Here is a 25,493-nt window from a genome sequence, read left to right on the forward strand (position 1 = left end):
CACTCACACATGAAGTATGAGTTTGGGATATGTAATTATAGTAAATGTTACATTGCTTTTGGGAATACAATGGAGCATTTTACACCTTGAGCTGTGTTTTGTATCCCGTAAGGAAACTGATGTTTATCTAATATTTGTTTCACGATATATAATCCAAGACCACTACCTTGTACTAACCCGTGTTTATCAGGATTTGCGCGATAGAAAGGCTCAAATAAATGAGCAAGTTTATCTTCATCAATTTGTGAACCTGTATTTAATACTTCTAATGCGTAACCATTTGGTTTTTCATAAAGCTTTATATATACGTGTTGATGGTCAATTGTATAATGAATTGCATTTGAAATAATGTTAAAAATAGCAGTTTGAATAAATTTAGGATCAGCTAAAATTTGTACGTCGTGTTTAATATTAGATTGTACATTTAATTGTTTTACAGATACAAAGTAATCTACCTTCTTCATAACATCCTCAATAATATTAGATAAAGAAATGACTTCTAAATTCGGTTTAAATTGAGGGTTTTGTATTTTGGATAATTCCGACATTTTTTCCGTTAATATGTTAATGTCTTGCATCATCTCGTAGGAACGTTTCAAATACTTATCTCTATCTTTATAAGCTCCAATTCCGTGAATCATGCCATCTAGTTGTCCCATGACGGCTGCGATTGGTGTTTTTAATTCATGGGACACCATAGACATAAATTCTTTACGAGATTGTTCTAATTGTTGTTCCTTCTTGAGCTCGTTTCTTAAATCTTGATTGCTTGCATGTAAATTCTTCACAATATTTGGTACTTGTGAAGCAGCTACTTGCAAATTAAAATCTGTTTGATCTGCATTTTTGTTAAGTAGCTTTTTATCGGAGAAATCAAGATTCATAATATCTTTTAAAGCATCACTCATATATTGAAAAGGTTTGGCAATTAGTTTTGTATAAATTAATGATCCGAGTAGTGATAATGCAAGCATTGTCGCGCCAATATGTGGAGCTAATTGCTGCAACGCATCTGCTAACTTTGGATTATCATTTGTATCATTTGTTTTACTTGCTGCATTTTGTGTATGTAAGGCATCATTATTAGCGGCTTTCTTTTCTGCTTCTGTAGGCGGATTAGAAGTGCTATTTTTCCCCGAAAGATTTTGTGTATGTTCTTTTGCCTTTGCAGTTTGGCTAGGCTGCAAAAGGTGATTGATAGCTGTAGAAAGAGATTTATAATCTATAATAGAAGATTGGAAATTAGAAATACTCCCCTTTGACACAGCTTTATTTTGCTTCGTTTTACTTCCGTCGTTTTGCTTATCTGAATCGGCCTGTTCTGTAGTCGGCGTTCCATTTTCTTTCGCAAAACGTTCTTTATCGTAGTTTGAAGCTAGAAAGTAAATAATTTGATAAAGACAAAGTGATAAAAGAATACAAAATAATAAGGTTTTGATGAAAATATTTTTGGTGATGTTGTCTTTGCTACGATTCGATTTTGTAGCCAATGCCTTTCACCGTTTTAATATAAGGAATTCCTAATTTTTTTCTTAAGTTTTTAATATGTGTATCTATAACTCTTACATCACCATAATGTTCATAGCCCCATACCTTATTCAACAAATCACTTCTTGATAATACTTTTCCTCGATTTTGCAGTAAAGTATAAATAATTTCAAATTCTTTTGTTGTCAATTCAATTTGATTACCATGAACATAAGCTGCATATGCTGTAGAGTTTAACATCAATTCATGGAATTGTAGTATAGTTGCAGCTTCTGCTTCCTTCGTTGCTGCTCTTCTTAATACAGCCTCTACACGCTTAATAAATACAGTGTAATGGAACGGTTTCGTAATATAGTCATCAATACCTAACTCAAATCCTTTAATTTCACTTTCTTCATTATGTAAGCCTGTTAACATAATGATTGGTACATCAGATTGTCCTCGCATAATTTTACAAATACTATAGCCATCTATATCTGGTAACATTACATCGAGGAGGACAAGATCGTATGAATTTTTTTGGAAAAGAAGAATACCTTCTGTTCCGGCACCAACTACATCAACGGTAAAGTTTTGTGCCATTAGAAATTCACGAATCAGTTCTTGTATATCTGGGTTGTCTTCAATCACCAGTATATGCGTCATAGTAACACCTCCTAAATAACGCTTTTTACTGCAATATTCGAATTCATCATTTTTCGAGTGACTCAGATTGTTTATACATATAATAAGCCCCCGCTATAAAATAATCATGAAGGTAGCAAGGGGAATAGTTTAGTGTTACTGAATAATTCAGAATTACAGTAGTTCTATTATAGTATGTATTATAAAATTTATAAAATATTATAACTGTATAATTTTAATATCTACGTTTATCAATGTTTAGATATTAGCTAATCAAATCTATTCCTATTATATATGTAAATACAGTTGTTTTGCTACTGTAAATGAATAAATAAAATAAGCCAAGACATAAAATTCTTGGCTACACATAAATCTTGTTTTTAGGCTATTTTACAGTGACAGTAGCTTGCTGCTGAACGCGCTCAAATAACCAGTGTATATCATTGTTATACATACGAATACAACCAAGTGTTGTCCATTTGCCGATTGCTTGATTATTGTTAGTTCCGTGAATCGCATAAGTTGTTCCGTAAGTTCCTGCCATATTTAATCCGAGCCAACGGTCACCAAGTGGATTACGTGGATCGCCGCCTTTAATTTTGCCTGTATAATAAGGGCGGTTTTTAATTTTATTTACGATTTGAAAAGTGCCTTTAGGTGTAGGTGTTGCAGCTTTTCCAGTAGCGACAGTAAAACTTTTTATAAATTTTCCATCCTGATAATAATCCATTTTATTTAACTGAGTGTCTACGATTAATTGATCTTTCGTTGTAGCTGCCTCTGCACTAGCGAATGGAAGAGTTAAAAATCCTAATGATAATAGTGCGCTTAATAATAATTTTTTCATTGTTATTCTCCTTTTACTATCGTAATAGTCTTACATACAATGAAGTTGTAATCCTCGTAATGCTTTATTTACATTTTCATCTAATGTTTCAAAGAATGTAGTGATTTTGCTGTTGTGTTTGTTGTTATCAATAAGTAATCTTTCATTTAATAAAAGCTCACCACGTAGGCCAAAACTTTGAACTTGAATATTTAGCTCATCTTCATTTTCAGAAATGATTGGTAAGAAATAGTGAAAAGCTTTTGTTGGAATGATGTAGCTTTTGCCAATCATGCTTTCTTGATTTGAATTAATCCATTTTTTCGTGACAATTTTAATATTCTTTTTTGAAACGATAAAAGATAGTGTTGTAGATTTTGTTAAACTTACGTCAAATTCACTTGTTTCACATATTTGTAAATTAAAAACGGTTTCATTTTGATGAGATTCAACATTTGTATTAATAAAATCGTGCATTTTATATGCTTCCATTTCGTATTCACCCTTTTTTCAATTTCGAAAAACGACTTATATTTATTCAAATTAATGCTTAGTCATATATTGGTTAAATTTTTCAACAAATTCCGATATAATCTTACAATACGTATATGAAGCTAATATGAAGTTAGCATGAGTTTGTGATGGTTTTTTATTGAGAACAAAATAAGAGAGCTTTTTTAGTGCTAAAAAATGGATGAAATCTGCATGTTATTAATGCGTCTTTTCGCTATTTCGACTTGGAAAATAATTTTTACTATTTAATAAAGAACGAAAATCATTAGTGTGACCCTTACAAAAATGTAATAAAAATGTAAGCTATTGTGATAGTTATTTCGACAATTTTTTTATACAATAATAGTAAGAAGTTGTACGGGATTGAAAGGAGAGATGACATGGAATGGATTCATGAATTATTTCAGCAATACGGGTATTATGTTGTACTTGTCGGCTTGCTGTTAGAATATATTGCACTTCCGTTTCCGGGAGAGCCAACATTAGCATATGCGGGATTTTTAGCACATAAGGGTGATTTAAGTTTACCGATTTTAATTATTCTATCCTTTATTGGGACAAGTGTAGGAATGACGATTCAATACTTTTTAGGAAATAAATTAGGTATGCCTTTCATTCAAAAGTATGGGAAATACGTATTTTTAACACAAAGAAAAATTGACTTAACGAGAATGTGGTTTGATAAGTATGGGTACTTCCTAATTTTTATTGGTTTCTTTATTCCTGGTGTACGTCATTTCACAGGATACTTTGCAGGAATTATTAATTTACCATTCCGTCGTTTTGCCATTACAATTTATTCAGGCGCTCTATTTTGGGTATCATTCTTCTTAATCGGTGGTTACTGGTTAGGTGGAAACTTACATGATATCTTTGGAGTGCTAGAAGGTCATATCGGTAAAATTATTTTTGGAGTTATTGTGATTGTAGCGGTTACGTTAGGTATTCGTTTCCGTAAGCAGTTAAAACGAGTATTACTACAAAACGCAAGTTAATATGAAATCCATTCTATGTCAGAATTTAGGAAGGCAGTGCAAAAGCACTGCCTTTTTTATTTTATTTTTAAGACTATGTTTAATGCACATTTTACATTCTTTATAGGAATTTGATACAAGATAAGAAATAAGTATCTTGTCAATTATTATAGTCGTAATGACAATTATAATTGACAAATATAAGGATATTATTTACAATTTTAATTAAATAAATGAAAAAGAGGGAAGACATGAAGCTTCAAAATCGAGTGAGGGAATTGCGAGCAAAGCATCGTTTATCACAAGGGGATTTAGGGAAAGCGATTGGATCATCACGGCAAACGATTAGTTTAATTGAGCGTGGGGATTATGCACCATCTATCGTATTGTCGTTAAAAATTGCACAAATTTTCAATGTACCGGTGGAGGAAATATTTACGTTAGTAGAGGGGGAAGAGGACGATGAAGAGTAAGCGAAAAAAACAATTTGATTCTGTGGGGAAAATAGCATTAAGTATGATAGGAGGATTTTTAACGTCTTATATAGCTTTAAATTTACTCTCGGATGAACCGAGAAAATTATCATCCAATACATTTATAGGTATATGTACTATTTTTGGAATTTTAATGATGTACTATACTTGGAAGAATACACGTATGTTAGCAGAGGCACGCGATGAAGAAGAGAGCGTACAAGGCAGAAAATTAGGCATTATAAGTATATATTTACGTGTAGGTGATATAGTTACGCAGGCATGGTTTGTATATGCGGTTATTACATGTAGACGTGCACTGTTGCAGGATACAAATGTTTCATTTGCGGTGTGGAATTTAGTAGCTTCTATTGCTTGTTTAACTACAGTAGTAATTATCGGACTCATAACAAAAAATCGTTATAATAAGCTATATCCTGAACAAGGTGTAACGTATATGGAATCTATGAAAATGTGGACGAAAAACGCAGATGAAGGATTAAAGCACATTGTGCATGAGGCTGGATATAAAGCATATGAATTTACGAATACAATATTGGCATATGTATGGTGGGCTGCCGTTATATATACAGCTGCTAGTAATATCGATTTTGTATTAATTGGCTTAATCTCATTTATTTGGATATTGCATCTTGGGAAGTTCATGTACGAAATGCAGAGGAAAATGATTTATTAAGGGGAGAAAAAGGTGGATATTTTAAGAAGGCCAGCTGGCTCAATGACAGTGGCGCTAATTTTGTCCATTTTATACGGAGTAATCCGAACTGGGAAATTAGAAGTAATTTTGAACCTATGGGCAATAGTTGGAATTTTTTTATTAGTGTTAGCCATTCATGAGCTAGGACATGTAGTATTTGGTGTAATAGGTGGTTTAACATTTAAATTTATGACAGTAGGACCCATTACTATTCAAAAAGAAAAGGGAAAATTACGCATTCGAGAAAATAAATTATGGGCTTACTTTGGAGGCGTTGCAACACTAGTACCACCTTCTATAGAGACACCGAATCTTTCGAAAAAGTGGGCATGGCTCACTTTAGGTGGACCGATTACGAGTTTACTGTTTGGTATTACTTCCGGTTACATATACATGGTGAGTTATTATCAATATCTTTTATATTTTTCCTTTTTCCATTTTGCAATCTTTGCGGTTACAATTGTGCCGATAAAAGGAACGCTTATGAGTGATGGGATGCAATTTCTTATTTTAATTAAAGATGATGAAAGAGCTAGAAATCATTTATATGAGATTCAAATATCGAGTGAGTTATTTAGTTATAAAAGACCGAAAGATTGGGATGAAAGATTAGTAGAATTGAGTGAGGAGAAAATAAAAGAGAATAAAGGGATAAGAGAGATAATGAGTAGACTTATGCTTGTCTTCCTTGCTCGTGCAGATCAAGAGGGAATGAAAAGAGCGATACCGTATATAGAACGAATTGTTCAATTACCTGTAACGAAAGAAAATAAGTTTTTCGTTAGTAATTTTCATAGTTGGTATCTTTTATATAAAGCCCTTTATGAGATGGATAGTCTTTCTTTGCAAGAAGCAAAGGAACATGCAAAGGCTATTACAAAAATGGACTTAAACGGATATTATCGTACACAAGGAATTATCAAATATTTAGAGAATGATCTAGAAGCTTCCCATACTTATATGAAGAAAGCTGATAAAGAATTAAAGAGCGCCGAGAAGAGTGAGATGGGATATTTACAATTAGAAAGAGAATGGTTTGAGCAGTTGAAGGTGAGGGTATCTTACGATGGGTGAGGTATCCTCTTTTTTCTATGTCGCCTTATGCCGTTCCATAAATAGTCCGGGGCGAGTAAAATGAGATAAGAAGAGCAAAGCTTGGAGGAAGTAAATATGGAAATTTTATCAATTATTTTGATAGTCTTGCTCATTTATGTTGTTTTTAAAGTGGCATATGTAGCATTAAAGATACTCGCGATCTTATTAATTATCTTTTTAATCGTAGAGTTCGGCAGTAAGTTGCTTGGGGGATAGGGTATGTTGTGCGTTTCGAGTGTCGAAAGATGTCGTTAAATCGATATCTTGTGTTGAACCGTCGATATAATGAAAAAATCGCTGATATAAGTGGAGAAATGATCGATATATTTGAAAAATCGTTGATATATTTTAGTGAATACGAAGTGGGGTATGTGGAAAAGAAGTTGCCGTGAGGATAACTTCTTTTTATCGTGATGCGGGGATATGCAAAACAATATAAAAAGCTGGAAGAGTATCTTCCAGCTTACGAGTTACTTTCAATTTGGCGACCGCTATCTTCTTCAGTGTCTTGTAATAGGTTGAATACGTCTGCTAGGCAGAATGCAATGAACCAAGTCCATAGACCGTGGAAGAAAGCTGAGCTTAATTGAAGTGGTAATGTATAGTTTGTCATTGAGTAGGAAATACATCCACCAACGATTCCGATCATTGTTAATAACATTGTTTTTTGAGCATTTTCTTCTGGATTGAAGAGGAAGTAAATGTATCCGCCTAAAATTGAAGCGCTTACAAGTGTTTCGATTCCATTAAAGATGATATTCTCTCCAAGCTGAGTGTTTGTCCAGAAGCAGATTGTTCCGCCGATAATAGCAAACAGGACAGCTATTGTATATCGTATATATTGATTCATATGTTCATCTCCCTATGTAATAAGATGATTTGGAAGTCAAAAAGGTAGGTATAGTATATTGAAGTGAGTTTTAATTGTACGTATCTTTTTATAAAAAGATCATTGAAGAGTAACTAAGATGATCGGTTGTTTAAACCGTTACGTGTATGGTGTCTGAAATATACCCGACTGCTCGTTTCTTTTTGCTTGTAAAATAAGAGAAACTTCCAAGTCTATATACTCTTTTTTGTGAGTCTGCTTTCATTATAACACATTTAGGGACATAATGATAGAATTATCTGATTTTGTAATAAGTGTAAAAAATAAAAAGCGTAAGGAAATACCATTAACGGTGCAGTTTAGTGAAAGAAGGATTTTAATTTATTATGATGAAATATGTAATCAAGGTGAGATCTAAGAATGAGGCTTAAATACTATAAAAAATGTTTTATAGCATGAATGTAAGGGAGGAGAGCTAACTTGGAGTTCACAACAGAAAGATTAATAATTAGACCTTTTAAGAGTACTGATTTACAGGAAGTATTTGCTATTTATAATAGTGATGATACATGTAAGTTCCTATTACATAATAAGTGGACTCATGAAGACATGCAGAAAAGATTTAATAAGAAGCTAGCAAATAATGTACTTACTAAAGAAACAATATTAAGTTTGGCAGTTATATACAAAACTAAAGTAGTTGGTGATTTATCAGTATGGTACACAAATATGAAAGACACTGTTGAGATTGGTTATAGTTTTTCAAATGAAGTAGCTGGGAGAGGTTTGGCAACAGAAGCAGTAAGTAGTTTGGTATTGAAATTATTTAATGAATGTAATGTACATCGTATACAGGCTAATCTTGATGCACGTAATACAGCTTCACAAAAATTGTGTGAACGAATAGGCATGAGAAAGGAAGCCCATTTCATACAAGATTTTTGGAATAAAGATGAATGGACAGATAGTATTGTATATGGAATGCTATCCTCCGATTTGTAGTAATAAACTTAGTGATTTTATTATGCTAAAAGGTACGTTAGTTGAATAACAAAGGGCATAACATATATGACTAATATGTTATGCCCTTTAATTTATTAACCTGTTTTATATGCGTTTGAAACGGCCGACAATTTCAACTGTTTCAGTAATGTTCATAAATGCTTTGTTATCCACTTGACGGATAATACGTTTCATTTCGCCTAACTCATAGCGAGTCACGACAGTGTAAATCATTTTTTTCTTATGGTTTGTATAGCCGCCGACAGCGTCTACCATTGTCACCCCGCGTATGCCGTGATGTAGTAGTGCGCTTTTTATTTCCTCGCCTTTTTCTGTAATAGTCATTATCGTTAATTTAATATGTTTCGTATGCACAGCGTCGATAACTTTGCTGACTACAAATCGACTAATTAACGTATAAAGTGTAATATCCCATCCGAAAATAAAACCTGCTGCTACAAGTAAGATTAAGTTGAATACAAATATGATTGCTCCAATTGAAACATCTCGATATTTCGCTACAATCAATCCAACAACATCAAAACCACCTGTTGAAGAAGCAAATCGGAATATAATTCCTGAAGCTGCTCCGCAGATAACACCACCGAATACAGAAGAAAGTAAAATATCGTCTGAAACTTGGTGTACCGGGATAATGTTCATCGCTAACGATGAAACAGCTACAAAGTACGCTGTTAAAAAGGTTGTCTTCTTGCCTAAGTAAAAGTGACTTAAAATAAGAAGAGGAATGTTTAGTAAAAAGATAAGTGCACCGATATTGTAGTGCATTAAATAACCGATAATCATCCCTACACCAGCGAATCCACCGCTAATCATATTATGCGGGATAAAAAACATATTCATAGAAATTGCATACAAAATAGAAGCTATAAAAATAACAACCAACTGTATCATAAATTCTAAGTGAAATGTTTTAGCTGCTGGGAAGGATAAAAAGGCGGTGTCGGGAACGTAATCGGCGTCTCCTAGTTGACCCATAGTATGTTTCATCTCCATATTCATTTTTGATTACAAGAAGAGAATAAAGGTTTTTTCAAAAACTGGCAATAGTTTTATTATAATGCAAAAATTTTATAAATTTCTAATAAATCAAGCCTATTCATTGATGTGTGTGAATATGCTAAAGAAAGCGAATACAACGTTTCTTAATTATTGTTTTCTTGAGAAAATATGCAAAATACTTTTTTTGAAAATAAAAGGAAATAGAGAATATTTGCCCGATGTGCTAAAATGACCTTATTAAGGATGTGAAGCGATGGAATTTTTATTGCAGGATGCAATTCTATATATATCGTTTGTAACGACAGCACTTTGTTTATTAGAAGTTTTCTTCCTTGCTAATGTTTCTCGCTTTGTGCGTCAACAAGCATCAAGCGGTAGACAAAGAGCTTTTGCGTTAGTTGATACATGTGAAGATAGTGCGGGAAATGTACCGCTATTTTCAATTTTTTATAAATATGGAATGATTCGTTCCGTACGCAGACAAGAATCAAGTGAAGAGAATGATGAGGTTGGTCCGTATACACCAATGTTTCGCTAAATAATTACGAAACATTGGAGGAATGAACATGTTAAAATCATACCGAGCTGCGCTCATTAGTTTATCAGTAGTACTTGTTTTTGTTTTATCTGGCTGCAGTAATGCAGGCACAATTGATTCACATAGTACGGGAATATGGAACCATTATTTTGTATATCCAATCTCGTATATGATTCAATTTGTTGCTCATCATATACCGGGAGCTAGCTTCGGGGTTGCTATCATTATTATGACGCTCGTTATTCGTTCAGCCATGATTCCATTAGCTATTTCGCAATATCGCAGCCAAGCGAAAATGAAGAAAATGCAACCTGAATTGCAGAAGCTAAAGAAAAAATACGGTGATGTAAGCAAAGACCTTGAAAAACAAAAGCAGTATCAAAAAGAAATGTCAGAACTAATGAAATCAGGCGGTTGGAATCCACTTGCTGGTTGCTGGCCAATTTTTATACAAATGCCGATTTTCTCTGCTTTGTATTATGCGATTAGCAGAACGGAAGAGATTCGCACATCTTCGTTTTTATGGGTGAACCTAGGACATGCAGATCCATATCATATATTACCGATTATTGCAGCGTTAACGACATTTATTCAGATGAAAGTTTTCCAATCGAATATTACACCTGGAGAACAAGTACAGATGCTAAAGATGCAGCAAATTATGATGCCAGCAATGATTCTATTTATGGGGTTTGCGGCGCCATCAGGACTTGTGTTGTACTGGATAACAGGTAACTTATTTACAATGACACAAACAATTGTATTAAGAAAAATAATGGAACGTGAAGAGTTACAATTACAAAAAGCATAGAGAAACACCGCTCATTACGAGCGGTGTTTTTTATTTGAATCGTTAAGGAAATTTTAAGAAACCAATATTACTATTGGCGTTGTATACGAAAGTGTACATGCTTTAGAAATATGAAGGAGGAAATTTCCTATGAAGAAGAAAACAGTTGGTTATTTAGCGATTGCAGGTGCTTTATCATTCGGAATCATTGGAGGAGTCGGTGTTCCGGTATTCGCGGCAACAAATACTCCAACAGCTGAGCAAGCGACAAAAACAGCGAAAAAAGATTTAGATGACGCTACAAAACAAAAAGTAAAAACGATTATGGACGATACAAAGAAACAGTTACAGGAACTAGGTGTAAAGCTTCCAGAAAAAGAAAAACGTAAAGAAATGTTTGCGGGATTAGATGAACAAACAAAAGAAACAGCGAAATCCATTTTAGAGCAAGAGAAATCTGGAAAATTAACACGTGAACAAGCAAAAGAGGAATTGACAAAGCTAGGCGTAAAAATGCCGGAGAAAGGTAAGCGTGGAGACATGTTTGCTAACTTAGATGAGCAGGCGAAAGAGAAAGCGAAGTCGATTTTAGAGCAAAAGAAATCTGGAAAATTAACGCATGAGCAAGCAAAAGAGGAATTAACAAAGCTAGGCGTGAAAATGCCGGAGAAAGGTAAACATGGAGACATGTTTGCTAACTTAGATGAACAGGCAAAAGCAAAAGCAAAGTCAATTTTAGAGCAAAAGAAATCTGGAAAATTAACGCATGAGCAAGCAAAAGAAGAATTAACAAAATTAGGTGTGAAACTTCCAGAGAAAGAGAAGCATGAAGACATCTTTGCAGGATTAGATGAGGCAACAAAAACAAAAGCAAAAGCGATTTTAGACAATGAAAAGAAACAATTAGAGGAATTAAATGTGGATCTTCCGCATCACAAGTTTTTTATGAAAAAAGAAGATAAATAATTGATTTATGTATCTTTCGTGGGGCAACCGGAAGGCACGTGCGAGGACCGATTTCTGTCAGCAGAAATCGGTCCCTTTTAATGATTTAATAAAATTTTTTTCATTGTTAGTATGTATCCAAAGACGCAGTAGAAGATTGCAAAACCGATAAATACTTCTGTATATTGATATTTACCTAATACATAGAAGGAAACAGCTGGTATAATAGCTACCGCTAAAATGCTATAACCAGGATATTTGTGCCGATGCATGATGGCGAATAGAACAGAAAGAAATGTAGCGATGATACAAAAAACAGCAATCATTATTGATGCACCTCCTATATAAATTATACCAATTTTAGGGAATTAGAGAAATATTACAGCTTCTGTTATAATATAAGAAGATAAATATTTCCTATGTTATATAAAAAATATATTGATTTTTTCTAACAATTCAATATAATGAACAATAACTACAAAATTCGACATCAAGAAGTGATGATGAGGACACGATCAATTTTTTACGATTCTCAGAGAGGGAAGTCTTTGGCTGTGAGCTTCCTAATACGGAAAAATGGATTACCACCTCTGAACTGCAGCAGTGAACGAGCATCTAGTAATTGCTTGCCGGCAAAAACCGTTATTTAGACTTGAGAAATTGGTGAAGTGTGTTACTTTACGAATTGAAACAAGGGTGGAACCACGAATACAACACTCGTCCCTTTTTTAGGGAGGAGTGTTTTTTTATTTCATTTTTGCATCACACTAGGATTGGAAGGAGGATACGCAGCATGCATCATGATGAGAAGAACAAAATTGGTTTAACAGTAGCACTTTCTATCGTAGTAGGAACGATTATTGGATCTGGTGTGTTTATGAAACCAGGGAGCGTATTAGATTACTCGGGGAGTTCTAATATGGCCATTCTTGCTTGGGTAATTGGTGGTCTGTTGACGCTAGCAAGTGGTTTAACAGTTGCTGAAATTGGAGCGCAAATCCCGAAAAATGGTGGGTTGTATACGTATTTAGAGGAGATTTACGGAAGTTTTTGGGGATATTTATCAGGTTGGATGCAAACAATTGTTTATGGACCTGCTATTATCGGAACATTAGGTTTATACTTTAGTTCTTTAATGATTAATTTTTTCTATTTAGATAAAGTGTGGAATTTACCAATCGCAATTGGAACGGTTGTGTTCCTTGGCGTTGTAAATAGTATGGGAACAAAATACGGAGGTATCGTTCAAACAATCACGACAATTGGGAAGATGATTCCGATTGTGTTAATTGTTGTGCTAGGTTTCTGGAAAGGGAATAGCGATATTTTTAACGTAGTTGTGCCGATATCGGAAAATCAAAGTATCGGTATGGCAATTTTAGCAACGTTATTTGCTTATGACGGCTGGATTTTACTTGCTTCGATTGGTGGAGAAATGAAGAATCCAACAAAGTTATTACCGAAAGCAATGACAGTAGGGATTTTAATCGTAACGGCTGCTTACGTATTAATTAACTTGGCATTATTAAATGTATTACCAGCAGCGAAAATTGTAGACCTTGGAGAAAATGCAACAGCGACAGCTGCGGGCATGTTACTTGGAGAATATGGCGGAAAAATTATTAGTATCGGTATTATCGTTTCTATTTTCGGTTGTTTAAATGGAAAGATTTTAACATTCCCACGTATTCCAATGTCTATGGCAGAGCGTGGACAACTTCCATTTTCTAAGTTTATTGCAAAGGAAAGTCCGAGATTTAAAACACCAGCAAATGCGATTACTGTTGAAATCATTTTAGGAATTATTTTAATGATTATTAGTGATCCGAATAAGCTATCTGAGATTTCCGTATTCATTATTTATATTTTCTATGTAATGACGTTTATTGGTGTCTTCATTTTAAGAAAACGTAATAAGAATAAAGAGCGTGCATATAGTGTGCCGTTATTCCCAATCGTACCAATCGTAGCGATTTTAGGTTCGTTCTTTGTAATTGGTAGTGCGATTATTAACGATCCAGTAAGTTGTTTCTTATCGATTGGAATTGTATTTACGGGACTTCCGGTGTATTGGTACTTGAATAAGAAGAAAGAAACAGAATGATGAAAAGGTAGGCGTATTATACGCCTACCTTTTTTACTGTAAAAAAATTGTACTTGCGTCCATTTTCTATTTTGGTTACTATAGTCGTAGTAACCAAAATAGAAAGCGTGGGGAAAGACTTGAATTTTCGTGTTTATATTTTAGCTATCGCGGCTTTTGTAGTCGGAACGGTTGAGCTAATTATAGGAGGAACGCTCGATTTAGTTGCCAATGATTTAGGAGTATCTATTAGTGCAGCTGGTCAGCTTATAACAATATTTTCGGTAGTATTTGCTTTGTCAGGTCCAGTTTTATTAGCTTTGACAGGGAAGTTTGAAAGAAAAACATTGTATGTTGGAGCATTATCGATTTTCTTAATCGGAAATATTATTTCGGCATTTAGTGTGTATTACGGAATGCTGATGTTCTCAAGGGTTATTTGTGCGGCCAGTGGTTCATTAATTATTGCACTATCGGTAACACTTGCTTCTAGTGTAGTAGAACCACATTTTCGTGCGCGTGCAATTGGAATCATTTTTATGGGAATTAGTGGATCACTCGTACTTGGAGTACCGCTTGGTCTTGTACTCGGAAATGCATACGGATGGCGTGCACCATTTGTATTAATTTCGGTATTAACAGTTATGGCAATTGCTTGTATTTCATTATTCTTAACGAAAGTACCACCGACATCGGTATTATCAATAAAAGAACAACTTGCTACTTTAAAAGATAAAAAAATTGTAAGTGCACAGTTAACATCATTTTTGTTTTTAACAGGGCATTTAACATTGTATGCATATTTAACACCGTTTTTAAAAGATGTCATGCATGTTGAAGCAAACTGGATTAGTGTGTTTTACTTTATTTTCGGAATCGCAGCAGTAATTGGTGGCGGATTCGGTGGCTGGCTTGCTGATAAATGGGGATCGAAGAAAAGTATTATTTCTATCATTATCGTATTTGCGTGTGCAATCTTCATACTGCCATTAATGACATTCTCATTCCCGCTCTTCATCATTATGATGGGACTTTGGAGTATGCTGAGCTGGGCGATTTCACCAGCGCAACAAAACTATTTAATTGAAATTGCACCAGAATCAGCTGGTATTCAGCAAAGTTTAAATAACTCTGCCCTTCACTTAGGGATTGCGCTCGGTTCAACAGTAGGCGGAGTTGTTATTGAAAAATCATCTGTTATATATAACGCTTGGGTAGGCGGTGGCTTTATTATATTAGCTCTGCTTTGTGCGATTTTCTCGATTACAAGAGGACGTTCTACTCAGTTTGCAAAAGAAGAATCTATCGTTTGATAGGTTCTTTTTTTTGTAAAAAATTGCAGGTTTTAGTAGATGTATGGAGAACGTTGTATATAGCGAGGTGATGGATATGTATACGAATTTTTCAATTATTGGTCTTCTAATTTCAATGCTCCCCTTGTTTCTTATTATTCTTGCACTTAGATGGGTTCGTTTCATCTATAAAAATTCAGAGAAACAGGTAGAGCAAAATGAGAAAATCATTGAGCTGTTGATGGAGATAAAGGAACAAAACGAAAAGGAGTCTAAGTGAAAAACTAGACTCCTTTTTATTATTTAATTAGTATCTTAATTTCATTAACAAACTCTTAATTTCCTCATCTTCCATAAAGAGGTCATGGTGTTTCTGGGTAATCTTTGCAAGTGCAACGTCGTGATAGAAAAATTCTGTAAAGAACTTCACGAAAGGTTGTGACATTGTTTTCATCGCTTGCCATGAATCTTGTTCTACGCCAGCAAATAAAATTTCACGATCGTCAACGATGAGTAGCAAATAGCGCTCTAATGCATTAGGTTCTTCAGCTGGGATTAGAAAATGCATGTTTTCTAAGTCTGTTTCTACTTCTCCAACAATAAGGGATTCAATTTGAACACCTTGTTTTGCTTTTTGTTCTAGTAAAGGAAGATATTCTAAAAGAGTATCATTCCAAGCTGAAATACGGATTGATTCTTTTGCACTTTCAATGAGTTCCTTACTTTGAACTCGAATAGAAGATTGCATTTTTAAGCTCCACACACGGTCATCTGTAAATGATTTTTTTGATATATTTGTTTCCAGTTCTTTAATATTTGATTGGAATTCTGTCGTTAATTTTTCAATTGCTAGCTTTAGTGGTAATGCTGTATACAGTTTTTTCTTTTCTGAAACAGAATCCATTACCATTCCTTTATCGATTAGGCGTGCTAGCACTTCATATATTTTTGCTTTTGGAACACCTGAATGCTTCACAATCGTTGTAGCATCTAATGGTTCATTGCTTGATACGACAACTTCATAAGCTTGGCTTTCATATTGTGAGAAACCGAATTTTTGTAACATAGTTCCCTCCGAACGAATGAGATTATATTTTAAGGATAATGAACTATTTGTTTTTGCACAAGTGGTAGTCCGTTTTCTAATTGTATTAAGGTGAGAATTAATTTCAATTTTTTAATTTTATCTATTATACTTAATATAATGATTAATAAGATTTTAATTTAATGCGAAGGGGATGCTGGGGGGAAGATGTTAAGAAGTTTACGTTTAAAAATTGCGGTAGTGTTTTCAGTTCTTATTTCTATGATGTTCGTAATATTGGGTACAGCTGTGTATCAATTACAGAAAGAAAAGGAAGTGCGTTCCTTAGACGAGTATTCTCAAAATGCGATGGATCTTGTAACAGAGCAACTTACGACATTTGTTCAAAGAACGGATGAAGATATGGGGTATTACGCGAACAGTGAGATGATTCGTAATATACTTCAAGGTGGGGTTACTCCAGAAGAGGAAGCGTTTTTAACGAAAGAGTTTGCGGAGTATAAAAAGAATCATCCTGGTATTTTAGATTTATATATTGGTACGAAAGATAAAAAAACATTAAGTGCCAATCTTGCTGAAGGTGGGCAAGTGCCAGAAGGATATGATCCAACGACAAGACCATGGTATAAAGATTCAGAGGCTGATGTAAAAAAGGTCCATTGGGGACAACCTTCTTATGAAATTGCAACAGGAAAGTTAAGTGTAGGTGTTTCTAAAGCAATTACAGCTCAAGATGGGTCTGTATTAGGCGTTGTTGCGATGGATGTATCGCTTGGTACGATTCAGAAGTTGCTTCACAATATTCAATACAATAATGACGGAGAAATGTTTATTATAAATGATAAAAATATGGCTCTTGTTTATCCAGAAAAGATAGGGAAAGATGTTTCTAAAGAGCCACTTATAAAGAGCTTAAATAAAGAGGGAACAAAATATGCGGTCACTACAATAAAAGGTGAAGATGTAGTTGTTTATAGTCAATCATTTGACACGATGAAATGGACGATAGGAATCTTTTATCCGAAAGAAACGATCGATGGGCTATTAAATAGTACGAGAAATACAGTTATTATAATGGCATGTATTAGTTTATTAGTTGGAATCGTAGCTTCCTACTTGTTCTCAAGAAGATTAGCAAGACCACTGCAACTATTAAAGAATCACGTGCAAAAAGTAGCAGAAGGCGATTTAACGCTGCGAATGAAAGTGACAAGTAAAGATGAAGTTGGAGAGTTGACTAAGCACTTTAATGATATGGTTGAACAAATGAATGAAATGGTAAGTAAAATTAAAAACAGCGTATCAACGGTGCAACAATCAACGAATAGTTTACACTATTTAACGAATGAAACAGTAGCGGCTAGTAGAGAAGTTTCAGGAGCAATGGATGATGTGAGTGGAGGAGCTTCTACTCTTGCGAATAGTGTGGATGAAGTTTCAGCTCAGCTCGAGAATATGGCGGAGTCAGTGGAACAAATGAATAGTTCCGTTGGTGAAATAAAAGGAGTGGCTGGCAAAGCGGAAGAGGCATCTAAGCAAGGATTAAATACAATGAGGAATTTAATCCGTACGAGGGGACAATCATCGTCGATTGTTGTTCATACAGAAGAAGCATCGGATAAGTTAGAACAAAGAGTTGGATCGATTCAAAATGTTGTTGAGCTTATAAAAGGCATTTCGGATCAAACAAATTTACTTGCTTTAAATGCATCGATTGAAGCTGCCCGTGCAGGTGAGCAAGGTAAGGGATTTGCGGTTGTTGCTGAAGAGGTTCGGAAATTAGCGGAACAATCAAAAGAGGCAACCGGAGAAATCACAACGATGATTGGTGATGTACAATTAGAAGTAAAAAGGGTTGTAGAAGTTGTAAGTAAATTGAAAGACATTGCAGATGTGCAAAATAAAGTGACGACAGAGGCGGAAATGGAGTTCCGCACAATTATGTCAGTCGTAAATACGATTAGTACTTCAGTTGAAAAAATTGTAGAAGAGGTACATAACATAGGTTACGAGCAAGGGGAAATTACAGCGGTAATGCATACAATTGCTGGTACGAGTCAAGAAAGTGCAGCTGTTTCTGAAGAGGTACATGCTGCAACGGAATCACAGGTGAATCATTTAGAAAAGGTAGCTCACACGATGGAAAGTTTGACAGAACATATGAGAGATTTAGAAAGATTAGTCGAGCAGTTTAAAGTGGAAGAGTAACATATTAGTAAAATGATGAGGATTTCGGTAAAATAGACAATGGATATATAAGAAACGATTATAGGAGGAAGACTACTATGGCAATTGTTGATGTATCGATTATTCCAGTAGGAACAGGTAATCCAAGTGTTAGTGAATATGTAGCAGAAGTACAAAAGGTGCTAGAGAAAAATGCGGATCGCGTGAAGTATCAATTAACACCGATGAATACAATTATTGAAGGAGATCTTCCTGTCATTCTAGAAGTAATTCAACAAATGCATGAAGTTCCATATACGAAAGGTGCACAGCGTGTTGCAACAACAATTCGTATTGATGATCGTCGTGATAAAGTAAGCACAATGGAGAAAAAATTAAACTCTGTTCGATCAAAATTATAAAGAAAAGCAGCGATTTTCGCTGCTTTTTTCATATAGGAGGTAAATAAGATGAGTGAAAAGTTTAACGAACAATTTGACGGGTTGTTAGAGAAATACACGGAACTGTTACTTGGAGAGAGCAATGAAGAGAGAAAAGAACAGGTACAGAAGTGGGCACTTTATTCTTACATAGCGAAGACGATGCCAGCTTTAGTGAAGCATTGGAATGAGACGTATCCCGATGCGAAAGAAGAGATGGTGCAGTTAATTACAGATATTAAAAGGCTGAATGAAGAGAAGCGAAATGAGCAATAAAAAAACTTGAGGGAAATATAATCGTAAGTTTTCTGTATTAATATCCTTATATAATTTACATGGAATATAAAGGGTTTTATAGGCATGTCGAATATTTTCGACATGCCTATTTTATGCCTATTAAACTCCATTTTTCTAAATGTCGAAAAATATTTCAGTTATATTTATAAGCGAAAATATAGGGTTTTAAATGTTTTTATAGTATTTTATAAATTATCTAAATAATTATTTGTATCCAATAATTTTAAACAATGATATAATTTTGAAGAGGGGTAAAAAACAGATAAATTACAGTCATAGGGGTGAATTACATGGAACAATTAATGCGAAATTCGTTTCTTTTCTTGTCAAAAAATAAAGCGCTAACAAAACTGGCTAAAAAGTACGGTTTACGCTTTGGTGCAGGTCGCTTTGTCGCAGGGGAGACAATTGAATTAGCGACAGCAGCTATTAAACAATTGAACAAGCAAGGACTTTGTGTAACAATCGATTATTTAGGGGAATTCGTTGATAATGAAGCGGAAGCAAATGAAATGGCTAACCAATCGATTGAAGCGATCCGTGCAATTGGAAGAGAAGGTCTTGATTCGCAGCTTTCTTTAAAGATGACTTCTATGGGATTAGATATCTCTGATGAAATCGTAATGAACAATATGCGCCGTATTTTAGAAGCGGCGAAAGAAAATGGTGTGTTCGTTACCATTGATATGGAAGACTATACACGCTGTGGTAAAACAATTGATATCTTTAAACAATTAAAATCTGAATACGATAATATTGGTACTGTTATTCAAGCTTACCTATATCGTACAGAAAAAGATATTGAAGATTTAAATGCTTATAATCCTAATTTACGTCTTGTAAAAGGTGCTTATAAAGAACCTGAAGAAGTGGCATTCCCAGACAAGAAAGATGTAGATGACAATTATAAAAAAATTATTAAAATGCACTTATTAAATGGAAATTATACTGCAATTGCTTCACATGACGAAGCGATTATTGAATATACAAAAAAACTTGCTGAAGAACACAACATTCCAAGGGATCAATTTGAATTCCAAATGTTATATGGTATTCGTAATGAGCGTCAACTTGAGCTAGTAAAAGAAGGCTACAAAATGCGTGTTTACGTACCTTATGGAAACGACTGGTATGGATATTTCATGCGTCGTCTAGCAGAGCGTCCAGCAAACGTTGCGTTCGTATTAAAAGGTATGGTTAAAAAATAACCAAGGAGAAAATACTCCTTGGTTATTTTAATTGCTGAAATGCATAATGTGCCATTTTCTTCGTATCAGGATACAGTTGCTTGCGGGTAGAAGATAATACAACATTAATGACACGTTTACCGTCTTTTTCATCCACTGTTACGACTGTATATTTGCCAAGTGCTGATAGACCGCTTTTACTTCCAATCGCATATGGATCGTCATATAGTTCTTCTCGTCCGTAGTTTGCGATGTTTGGAGAGCGTTCTGAAGTATGTAGAGTTGTACGCGTTGAATTCATATATTCTAAAACAACTGGATACTTTAATGCTTCTTTCGTAATAATAGCAATGTCATATGGTGATACTTTATTCCCAATTGCATCAGCACCACTTGCGTTTTTGAAAGTCGCATGCTTTGTACCAAGTTCCTTCGCTCTAGCATTCATCATTTTCACAAATTCATTTTTTGATCCTGCAATATGTTCTGCAATTGATTCAGCTATTGGATCTGCACTAATGATAAGCATAAGTTTTAATGCCTCATCACGCTTTAATTTTTCTCCAGCACGAAGTTTAATTTTCTTGCTTTGACTTTCTGTTTTAATTGCGTTTTCTGTAACTGTAATTTCTTCATCTTCTTTTACATTCTCTAGTAAAAGAAGGCTTGTCATCATTTTGGCTATACTAGCCGGATAAGAGCGTTCGTCTTCACGTTTCCCATACAAAATTTCACCTGTGTTTGCATCGATTGTAACTCCGTATTGCCCAGTAATATTAGGTTGATCAGCTCTTACAGATTGTTGCCTTTGTGCATAAGAGAAGAAAATCATCCCTGTAAATAGTGTAGCAATCATTACAAGCATAACTATTGTTCGTTTCATTATAATTCCCTCATTTGTTACAAATAAATTGGGCAGAAAAAGCAGCCATTAATCATTATGCCACGTTCTCTGCCCAAAAATATAGCGTTATTTTTCGCCCATATTATGCTTTTTATATTGTTGGTTATTACCTTGACGTCCTTTTTCCACGCCGTGGTTATGCGGACCTGCGTTTCCAGTTACACTAGCTGCACTAATTCCAGCCTTTGAAGGGTTCTTCTTAAGTTTTGCCATATATATTCCTCCAGTTTCGTCAGATTATAAAAAGGGAAAGTGTATTTTAGTGAAGAAAATACATATATAGCATGGCCAAATGAAAGAAAAATATTTATTTCAGAAAATTTTATCAATAAATATATTGCGAAAATTTAAACAGTATCATATATTTATTAGTAGAGGCTCACTCATTGATTGCGACTTATGTCGAAAAATTGAATGAGCATTCATTCAAGAATAGGGGGAGAATTGGATGTTCCAAATTAAAAAGGCTGCTGTTCTAGGTTCAGGCGTAATGGGTTCGGGAATTGCGGCACACTTAGCTAATATTGGTATTCCGACATTATTGCTTGATATTGTACCACCTGCGCTTACGAAAGAAGAAGAAGCGAAGGGACTTACATTAGAACATAAAAGTGTGAGAAATCGTTTTAGTAATACGGCTGTGCAAAAACTATTAAAGCAAAAACCAGCTCCTCTGACAGTGAAAGGAAATCTAGCACTGATTGAAGCAGGTAACTTAGAAGATGATCTTGAGCGTCTAGCTGATGTAGATTGGATTATTGAAGTAGTAGTTGAAAACTTAGATATTAAAAAGAAATTATTTGAAAAAGTAGACGCTGTTCGTAAACCGGGCTCAATTGTAAGCTCGAATACGTCAGGCATTTCAGTTGAAAAAATGGCAGAAGGTCGTTCAGACGACTTCCAGAAACACTTCTTAGGCACACACTTTTTTAACCCACCACGATATTTAAAACTTCTAGAGGTAATACCGACGAAAGAAACAGATCCACAAGTATTAAGCTTCATGAAACTATTTGGCGAAGACGTTCTTGGAAAAGGCGTTGTTATCGCAAAAGACACACCAAACTTTATTGGAAACCGCATCGGTACGTACGGTTTACTTGTTACTCTTCAAGAGATGGTAAAACGCGGCTATAGCATTGGGGAAGTTGATTCTGTAACAGGCCCACTTATTGGTCGTCCGAAGAGCGCAACGTTCCGCACATTAGATGTTGTCGGTTTAGATACATTCGTACACGTTGCAAATAACGTATATGAAAATGTGCAAGAAGAAGAGCGTGATGTATTTAAAGTACCAGCTTTCATGCATGACATGCTTGATAAAAAATGGCTTGGAAGCAAAACAGGTCAAGGCTTCTTCTTAAAACAAGGAAAAGAAATTTTAGAATTAAATCCTGAAACGATGGAATATGAAGCGCGTAAAAAATTAAAAGCTGCATCCGTAGAGTTAAGTAAACAAGAAAAAGGATTAGCGAATAAATTGAAAGCGCTTGTATACGCAAAAGACCGCGCAGGAGAGTTATTATGGAACATCATTACACCAACTCTTTTATACTCTGCAAAACTTCATAAAGAAATTGCTGACGATATCGTTGCAATTGACCAAGCGATGAAGTGGGGCTTCGGCTGGGAGCAAGGACCGTTTGAAGTGTGGGATGCAATCGGCGTTGAAAAATCTGTTCAAAAGATGGAAGAAAACGGCGTAGTTGTTCCTACTTGGGTGAAAGAAATGTTAGAGAAAGGTTTCACTACTTTCTATAAACATGATAACGGCGATAGCTACTATTACGATAATGGCGAATATAAGCTAATCGAGCGTAATAAAAAAGCAATTTCTCTTAAGCAATTAAAAGCGAAAAATGGTGTATTAAAGAAAAATAGCGGAGCGAGCTTAATTGATTTAGGCGACGGCATCCTTTGCTTAGAGTTCCATTCGAAGAGCAATGCAATTGGTATGGATATTACGCAAATGATTAACTACGCTGTTGATGAAGTAGAAAAGAATTATAAAGGTCTTGTTATCGGTAACCAATCGAAGAACTTCTGCGTTGGTGCGAACCTAGCAATGATCTTAATGGAAGCACAAGACGACAACTACTTTGAAATTGAGTGGGTTGTGAAAAACTTCCAAGATGCAATGACGAAAATTAAGTACTCTTCTAAGCCAGTTGTAGCAGCACCATACGGTATGACGCTTGGCGGAGGTACAGAAGTTTGCTTACCAGCAGCGAGCATTCAAGCTTCTAGTGAAACGTATATGGGCTTAGTAGAAGTTGGTGTTGGCTTAATCCCTGGCGGAGGCGGTAATAAAGAGCTATACATTAAACACTTAAACAAAATGGCAAACGGTGTAGAGTTTGATCTGCAAAAAGTTGCAAATAAAGTGTTCGAAACAGTCGCAATGGCGAAAGTTTCAACTTCAGGACAAGAAGCAGTTTCTCATAACTTCTTAGGTGATAAAGATGGTATTAGTGTGAATGGTGATCACTTACTATACGATGCGAAACAGAAAGCACTTGCTTTATATGAAGCTGGTTATAAAGCGCCGATCCGTAAAAAGATACCAGTTGTTGGGGAAACAGGATATGCAACTCTTGCACTTGGTGCTGAAGCAATGCATTTATCTGGTTACATTTCAGAGTACGATCTTCACATTGCTAAGAAACTTGCATATGTCATTGCGGGCGGAAAAGTGCCGTACGGAACAGAAGTTGATGAGCAATATTTATTAGATGTAGAACGTGAAGCATTTATTAGCTTAGTAAGTGAGATGAAATCACAAGCAAGAATGCAGCACATGCTTGTAAAAGGAAAGCCATTACGTAACTAATAACGAGGGGAGATATCGTTCATGAGAGAAGCTGTCATTGTTGCGGGAGCAAGAACACCAATTGGAAAAGCAAAGAGGGGTTCATTAAAAACAGTTCGTCCTGACGATCTAGGGGCGTTAGTAGTAAAGGAAACGTTAAAGCGTGCGAATTATGAAGGACCAATCGATGATTTAATTTTCGGTTGTGCGATGCCAGAAGCAGAGCAAGGTTTAAATATGGCTCGTAATATCGGCGGATTAGCAGGACTTTCTTACGATGTTCCAGCTATTACAATTAACCGTTACTGTTCTTCAGGTTTACAAAGTATCGCTTACGGAGCAGAGCGCATTATGCTTGGTCACTCGGAAGCGGTATTATCAGGCGGAGCGGAATCAATGAGTTTAGTTCCGATGATGGGACACGTCGTTCGTCCGAATAGTCGCCTTGTAGAAGCGGCTCCAGAATATTATATGGGTATGGGACATACAGCGGAGCAAGTTGCTGTGAAATATGGAATTTCTCGTGAAGAGCAAGATGCATTTGCAGTAAGAAGTCATCAACGTGCTGCGAAAGCATTAGCTGCAGGGAACTTTGCTGATGAAACAGTATCTGTAGATGTAACGTTACGTACTGTTGGATCAAATAACAAACTGCAAGAAGAAACAATCATTTTCGCACAAGACGAAGGTGTAAGAGCAGAAACGACGCTAGACATTTTAGGTAAATTACGTCCAGCATTTAACGTTCGCGGTTCTGTAACAGCTGGTAACTCTTCACAAATGAGTGACGGTGCAGCATCTGTACTATTAATGGATCGTGAAAAAGCAGTGAGCGATGGCATGAAACCACTTGCGAAATTCCGTTCATTTGCAGTAGCTGGCGTACCACCAGAAGTAATGGGAATTGGCCCAATTGCTGCAATTCCAAAAGCGTTAAAACTAGCTGGCTTAGAGCTATCTGATATTGGCTTATTCGAACTAAATGAAGCATTCGCTTCTCAATCGATCCAAGTTATTCGTGAACTTGGTTTAGATGAAGAAAAAGTAAACGTAAACGGCGGTGCAATCGCACTTGGACATCCACTTGGCTGTACAGGAGCAAAACTAACACTATCTCTTATTCACGAAATGAAACGCCGCAACGAACAATTCGGTATCGTAACAATGTGTATCGGCGGCGGAATGGGAGCAGCGGGAGTATTTGAATTACTATAAAAAAAGTGCAGGTGGCTTGCTCAGAACAGGAGGGCGTTGGAAGCCTTGACGAAGAGGCGCTTTTTGCCTCACAGGAAGGGGTGAAACGACCGACTGTTCTAGCCACCGGAACTGGATTATAAAAAAAGTAGAATCGGCTTGTTCAGAATGTGAGGGGGATGGAGCTTCAGACGTAGAGGCGCTCTTTGCCTCGCAGGAAGAAGCGAAGGCACCGAAC

At 35.5% G+C, this 25,493-nt stretch carries 29 protein-coding genes, 1 pseudogene and 1 other annotated feature; of the genes and pseudogenes, 20 read left to right on the forward strand and 10 right to left on the reverse strand.

The features are described 5' to 3' along the window. Window positions 1-47 precede the first annotated feature (47 nt). The 4 genes from HMPREF1014_RS22890 to HMPREF1014_RS22905 form a co-directional block, all read right to left on the reverse strand. A complete protein-coding gene (locus HMPREF1014_RS22890; protein WP_000201959.1) occupies window positions 48-1,490 on the reverse strand; it encodes a sensor histidine kinase in 1,443 nt (480 codons plus the stop codon). After that, complete coding sequence (locus HMPREF1014_RS22895; protein ID WP_000148833.1) at window positions 1,468-2,133, reverse strand: response regulator transcription factor; 666 nt, start codon at window positions 2,131-2,133, stop codon at window positions 1,468-1,470. The genes HMPREF1014_RS22890 and HMPREF1014_RS22895 overlap by 23 nt, the downstream gene beginning before the upstream one ends. A gap of 364 nt (window positions 2,134-2,497) precedes the next feature. Continuing rightward, window positions 2,498-2,959: a L,D-transpeptidase gene (locus HMPREF1014_RS22900; RefSeq protein ID WP_000735058.1), complete on the reverse strand. Its 462-nt coding sequence runs from the start codon at window positions 2,957-2,959 to the stop codon at window positions 2,498-2,500. A gap of 30 nt (window positions 2,960-2,989) precedes the next feature. After that, complete coding sequence (locus HMPREF1014_RS22905) at window positions 2,990-3,430, reverse strand: DUF3978 family protein (RefSeq protein ID WP_000388768.1); 441 nt, start codon at window positions 3,428-3,430, stop codon at window positions 2,990-2,992. A 401-nt stretch (window positions 3,431-3,831) separates the two neighbouring features. Between HMPREF1014_RS22905 and HMPREF1014_RS22910 the strand changes: the two genes are divergently transcribed. The 6 genes from HMPREF1014_RS22910 to HMPREF1014_RS31920 all read left to right on the forward strand — a co-directional run bounded on the left by HMPREF1014_RS22910 (window position 3,832) and on the right by HMPREF1014_RS31920 (window position 7,103). Then, on the forward strand, window positions 3,832-4,446 hold the full coding sequence (locus HMPREF1014_RS22910; protein WP_000454754.1) for a DedA family protein: 615 nt from the start codon (window positions 3,832-3,834) through the stop codon (window positions 4,444-4,446). 230 nt (window positions 4,447-4,676) lie between these two features. Continuing rightward, entirely contained in the window at window positions 4,677-4,898 is a 222-nt protein-coding gene (locus tag HMPREF1014_RS22915) for a helix-turn-helix transcriptional regulator (RefSeq protein ID WP_000776168.1), read from the forward strand. Then, the gene (locus HMPREF1014_RS22920; protein ID WP_000837712.1) at window positions 4,888-5,595 is read left to right on the forward strand and encodes a DUF3169 family protein; all 708 of its coding nucleotides are present in this window, start codon (window positions 4,888-4,890) and stop codon (window positions 5,593-5,595) included. Before HMPREF1014_RS22915 ends, HMPREF1014_RS22920 begins: the two co-directional genes overlap by 11 nt. 42 nt (window positions 5,596-5,637) lie before the next feature. Then, a complete protein-coding gene (locus HMPREF1014_RS22925; RefSeq protein WP_002097959.1) occupies window positions 5,638-6,690 on the forward strand; it encodes a site-2 protease family protein in 1,053 nt (350 codons plus the stop codon). 96 nt (window positions 6,691-6,786) lie between these two features. Continuing rightward, window positions 6,787-6,927, forward strand: a complete 141-nt coding sequence (locus tag HMPREF1014_RS22930; RefSeq protein WP_000404758.1) for a DUF3985 family protein — start codon at window positions 6,787-6,789, stop codon at window positions 6,925-6,927. Between the two features lie 29 nt (window positions 6,928-6,956). Then, window positions 6,957-7,103: a hypothetical protein gene (locus tag HMPREF1014_RS31920; RefSeq protein ID WP_000056204.1), complete on the forward strand. Its 147-nt coding sequence runs from the start codon at window positions 6,957-6,959 to the stop codon at window positions 7,101-7,103. A 71-nt stretch (window positions 7,104-7,174) separates the two neighbouring features. Here HMPREF1014_RS31920 and HMPREF1014_RS22940 read toward each other — a convergent pair whose 3' ends face one another. Beyond that, the gene (locus HMPREF1014_RS22940) at window positions 7,175-7,561 is read right to left on the reverse strand and encodes a DUF3938 domain-containing protein (RefSeq protein ID WP_001077776.1); all 387 of its coding nucleotides are present in this window, start codon (window positions 7,559-7,561) and stop codon (window positions 7,175-7,177) included. Window positions 7,562-8,020: 459 nt separating this feature from the next. On the opposite strand from HMPREF1014_RS22940, the gene HMPREF1014_RS22945 reads away from it, so the two are divergent. Next, window positions 8,021-8,542 (forward strand): GNAT family N-acetyltransferase, encoded by a 522-nt coding sequence (locus HMPREF1014_RS22945; RefSeq protein WP_000397316.1) that lies wholly within the window; start codon window positions 8,021-8,023, stop codon window positions 8,540-8,542. A 105-nt stretch (window positions 8,543-8,647) separates the two neighbouring features. Here HMPREF1014_RS22945 and HMPREF1014_RS22950 read toward each other — a convergent pair whose 3' ends face one another. Then, window positions 8,648-9,541 (reverse strand): YitT family protein, encoded by an 894-nt coding sequence (locus HMPREF1014_RS22950; protein WP_000530044.1) that lies wholly within the window; start codon window positions 9,539-9,541, stop codon window positions 8,648-8,650. A gap of 277 nt (window positions 9,542-9,818) precedes the next feature. Between HMPREF1014_RS22950 and HMPREF1014_RS22955 the strand changes: the two genes are divergently transcribed. The 3 genes from HMPREF1014_RS22955 to HMPREF1014_RS22965 all read left to right on the forward strand — a co-directional run bounded on the left by HMPREF1014_RS22955 (window position 9,819) and on the right by HMPREF1014_RS22965 (window position 11,859). Beyond that, window positions 9,819-10,103, forward strand: coding sequence for a hypothetical protein (locus HMPREF1014_RS22955; RefSeq protein ID WP_000394930.1), 285 nt, complete (start codon window positions 9,819-9,821; stop codon window positions 10,101-10,103). 28 nt (window positions 10,104-10,131) lie between these two features. Next, a complete protein-coding gene (locus tag HMPREF1014_RS22960) occupies window positions 10,132-10,914 on the forward strand; it encodes a membrane protein insertase YidC (protein WP_000920518.1) in 783 nt (260 codons plus the stop codon). Between the two features lie 129 nt (window positions 10,915-11,043). Next, complete coding sequence (locus HMPREF1014_RS22965; protein WP_000730885.1) at window positions 11,044-11,859, forward strand: hypothetical protein; 816 nt, start codon at window positions 11,044-11,046, stop codon at window positions 11,857-11,859. Between the two features lie 77 nt (window positions 11,860-11,936). Here HMPREF1014_RS22965 and HMPREF1014_RS22970 read toward each other — a convergent pair whose 3' ends face one another. After that, window positions 11,937-12,164: a hypothetical protein gene (locus tag HMPREF1014_RS22970; RefSeq protein WP_000562238.1), complete on the reverse strand. Its 228-nt coding sequence runs from the start codon at window positions 12,162-12,164 to the stop codon at window positions 11,937-11,939. Between the two features lie 165 nt (window positions 12,165-12,329). Continuing rightward, window positions 12,330-12,566: a binding site (T-box leader), on the forward strand. Between the two features lie 65 nt (window positions 12,567-12,631). Here HMPREF1014_RS22970 and HMPREF1014_RS22975 point away from each other — a divergent pair. The 3 genes from HMPREF1014_RS22975 (at window position 12,632) to HMPREF1014_RS22985 (ending at window position 15,493) form a co-directional block, all read left to right on the forward strand. Continuing rightward, on the forward strand, window positions 12,632-13,942 hold the full coding sequence (locus tag HMPREF1014_RS22975) for an APC family permease (RefSeq protein ID WP_000546311.1): 1,311 nt from the start codon (window positions 12,632-12,634) through the stop codon (window positions 13,940-13,942). A 107-nt stretch (window positions 13,943-14,049) separates the two neighbouring features. After that, complete coding sequence (locus tag HMPREF1014_RS22980; protein WP_157466032.1) at window positions 14,050-15,234, forward strand: MFS transporter; 1,185 nt, start codon at window positions 14,050-14,052, stop codon at window positions 15,232-15,234. Between the two features lie 76 nt (window positions 15,235-15,310). After that, window positions 15,311-15,493, forward strand: coding sequence for a hypothetical protein (locus HMPREF1014_RS22985; RefSeq protein ID WP_000288473.1), 183 nt, complete (start codon window positions 15,311-15,313; stop codon window positions 15,491-15,493). Between the two features lie 27 nt (window positions 15,494-15,520). On the opposite strand, the gene HMPREF1014_RS22990 is transcribed toward HMPREF1014_RS22985, so the two are convergent. Continuing rightward, window positions 15,521-16,279: a TrmB family transcriptional regulator gene (locus HMPREF1014_RS22990; RefSeq protein WP_000939478.1), complete on the reverse strand. Its 759-nt coding sequence runs from the start codon at window positions 16,277-16,279 to the stop codon at window positions 15,521-15,523. 327 nt (window positions 16,280-16,606) lie between these two features. On the opposite strand from HMPREF1014_RS22990, the pseudogene HMPREF1014_RS32645 reads away from it, so the two are divergent. From HMPREF1014_RS32645 to HMPREF1014_RS23010, 5 genes and pseudogenes are all read left to right on the forward strand, one after another. Continuing rightward, a pseudogene (locus HMPREF1014_RS32645) lies at window positions 16,607-17,518 on the forward strand (cache domain-containing protein); the annotation flags it as partial. A 123-nt stretch (window positions 17,519-17,641) separates the two neighbouring features. Further along, a complete protein-coding gene (locus HMPREF1014_RS32650) occupies window positions 17,642-18,466 on the forward strand; it encodes a methyl-accepting chemotaxis protein (protein WP_414633026.1) in 825 nt (274 codons plus the stop codon). A gap of 77 nt (window positions 18,467-18,543) precedes the next feature. Further along, window positions 18,544-18,846 carry an MTH1187 family thiamine-binding protein gene (locus HMPREF1014_RS23000; RefSeq protein ID WP_001018860.1) on the forward strand — a complete coding sequence of 101 codons (303 nt, stop codon included), beginning with the start codon at window positions 18,544-18,546 and terminating at the stop codon, window positions 18,844-18,846. Window positions 18,847-18,894: 48 nt separating this feature from the next. After that, window positions 18,895-19,140 carry a YusU family protein gene (locus HMPREF1014_RS23005; RefSeq protein WP_001290594.1) on the forward strand — a complete coding sequence of 82 codons (246 nt, stop codon included), beginning with the start codon at window positions 18,895-18,897 and terminating at the stop codon, window positions 19,138-19,140. Window positions 19,141-19,451: 311 nt separating this feature from the next. After that, complete coding sequence (locus HMPREF1014_RS23010; RefSeq protein ID WP_000436772.1) at window positions 19,452-20,369, forward strand: proline dehydrogenase family protein; 918 nt, start codon at window positions 19,452-19,454, stop codon at window positions 20,367-20,369. A 22-nt stretch (window positions 20,370-20,391) separates the two neighbouring features. On the opposite strand, the gene HMPREF1014_RS23015 is transcribed toward HMPREF1014_RS23010, so the two are convergent. After that, window positions 20,392-21,231 carry a D-alanyl-D-alanine carboxypeptidase family protein gene (locus HMPREF1014_RS23015; protein ID WP_000831493.1) on the reverse strand — a complete coding sequence of 280 codons (840 nt, stop codon included), beginning with the start codon at window positions 21,229-21,231 and terminating at the stop codon, window positions 20,392-20,394. Between the two features lie 87 nt (window positions 21,232-21,318). Continuing rightward, entirely contained in the window at window positions 21,319-21,465 is a 147-nt protein-coding gene (locus tag HMPREF1014_RS23020; protein WP_001096344.1) for a YuzL family protein, read from the reverse strand. Between the two features lie 235 nt (window positions 21,466-21,700). Here HMPREF1014_RS23020 and HMPREF1014_RS23025 point away from each other — a divergent pair, with 235 nt between their 5' ends. Then, on the forward strand, window positions 21,701-24,082 hold the full coding sequence (locus tag HMPREF1014_RS23025) for a 3-hydroxyacyl-CoA dehydrogenase/enoyl-CoA hydratase family protein (RefSeq protein ID WP_000486375.1): 2,382 nt from the start codon (window positions 21,701-21,703) through the stop codon (window positions 24,080-24,082). A 21-nt stretch (window positions 24,083-24,103) separates the two neighbouring features. Then, complete coding sequence (locus HMPREF1014_RS23030; RefSeq protein ID WP_001206342.1) at window positions 24,104-25,276, forward strand: acetyl-CoA C-acetyltransferase; 1,173 nt, start codon at window positions 24,104-24,106, stop codon at window positions 25,274-25,276. Window positions 25,277-25,493 lie beyond the last annotated feature (217 nt).

The organism is Bacillus sp. 7_6_55CFAA_CT2 (genome assembly GCF_000238655.1).
In the GTDB taxonomy this organism is placed as follows: domain Bacteria; phylum Bacillota; class Bacilli; order Bacillales; family Bacillaceae_G; genus Bacillus_A; species Bacillus_A cereus.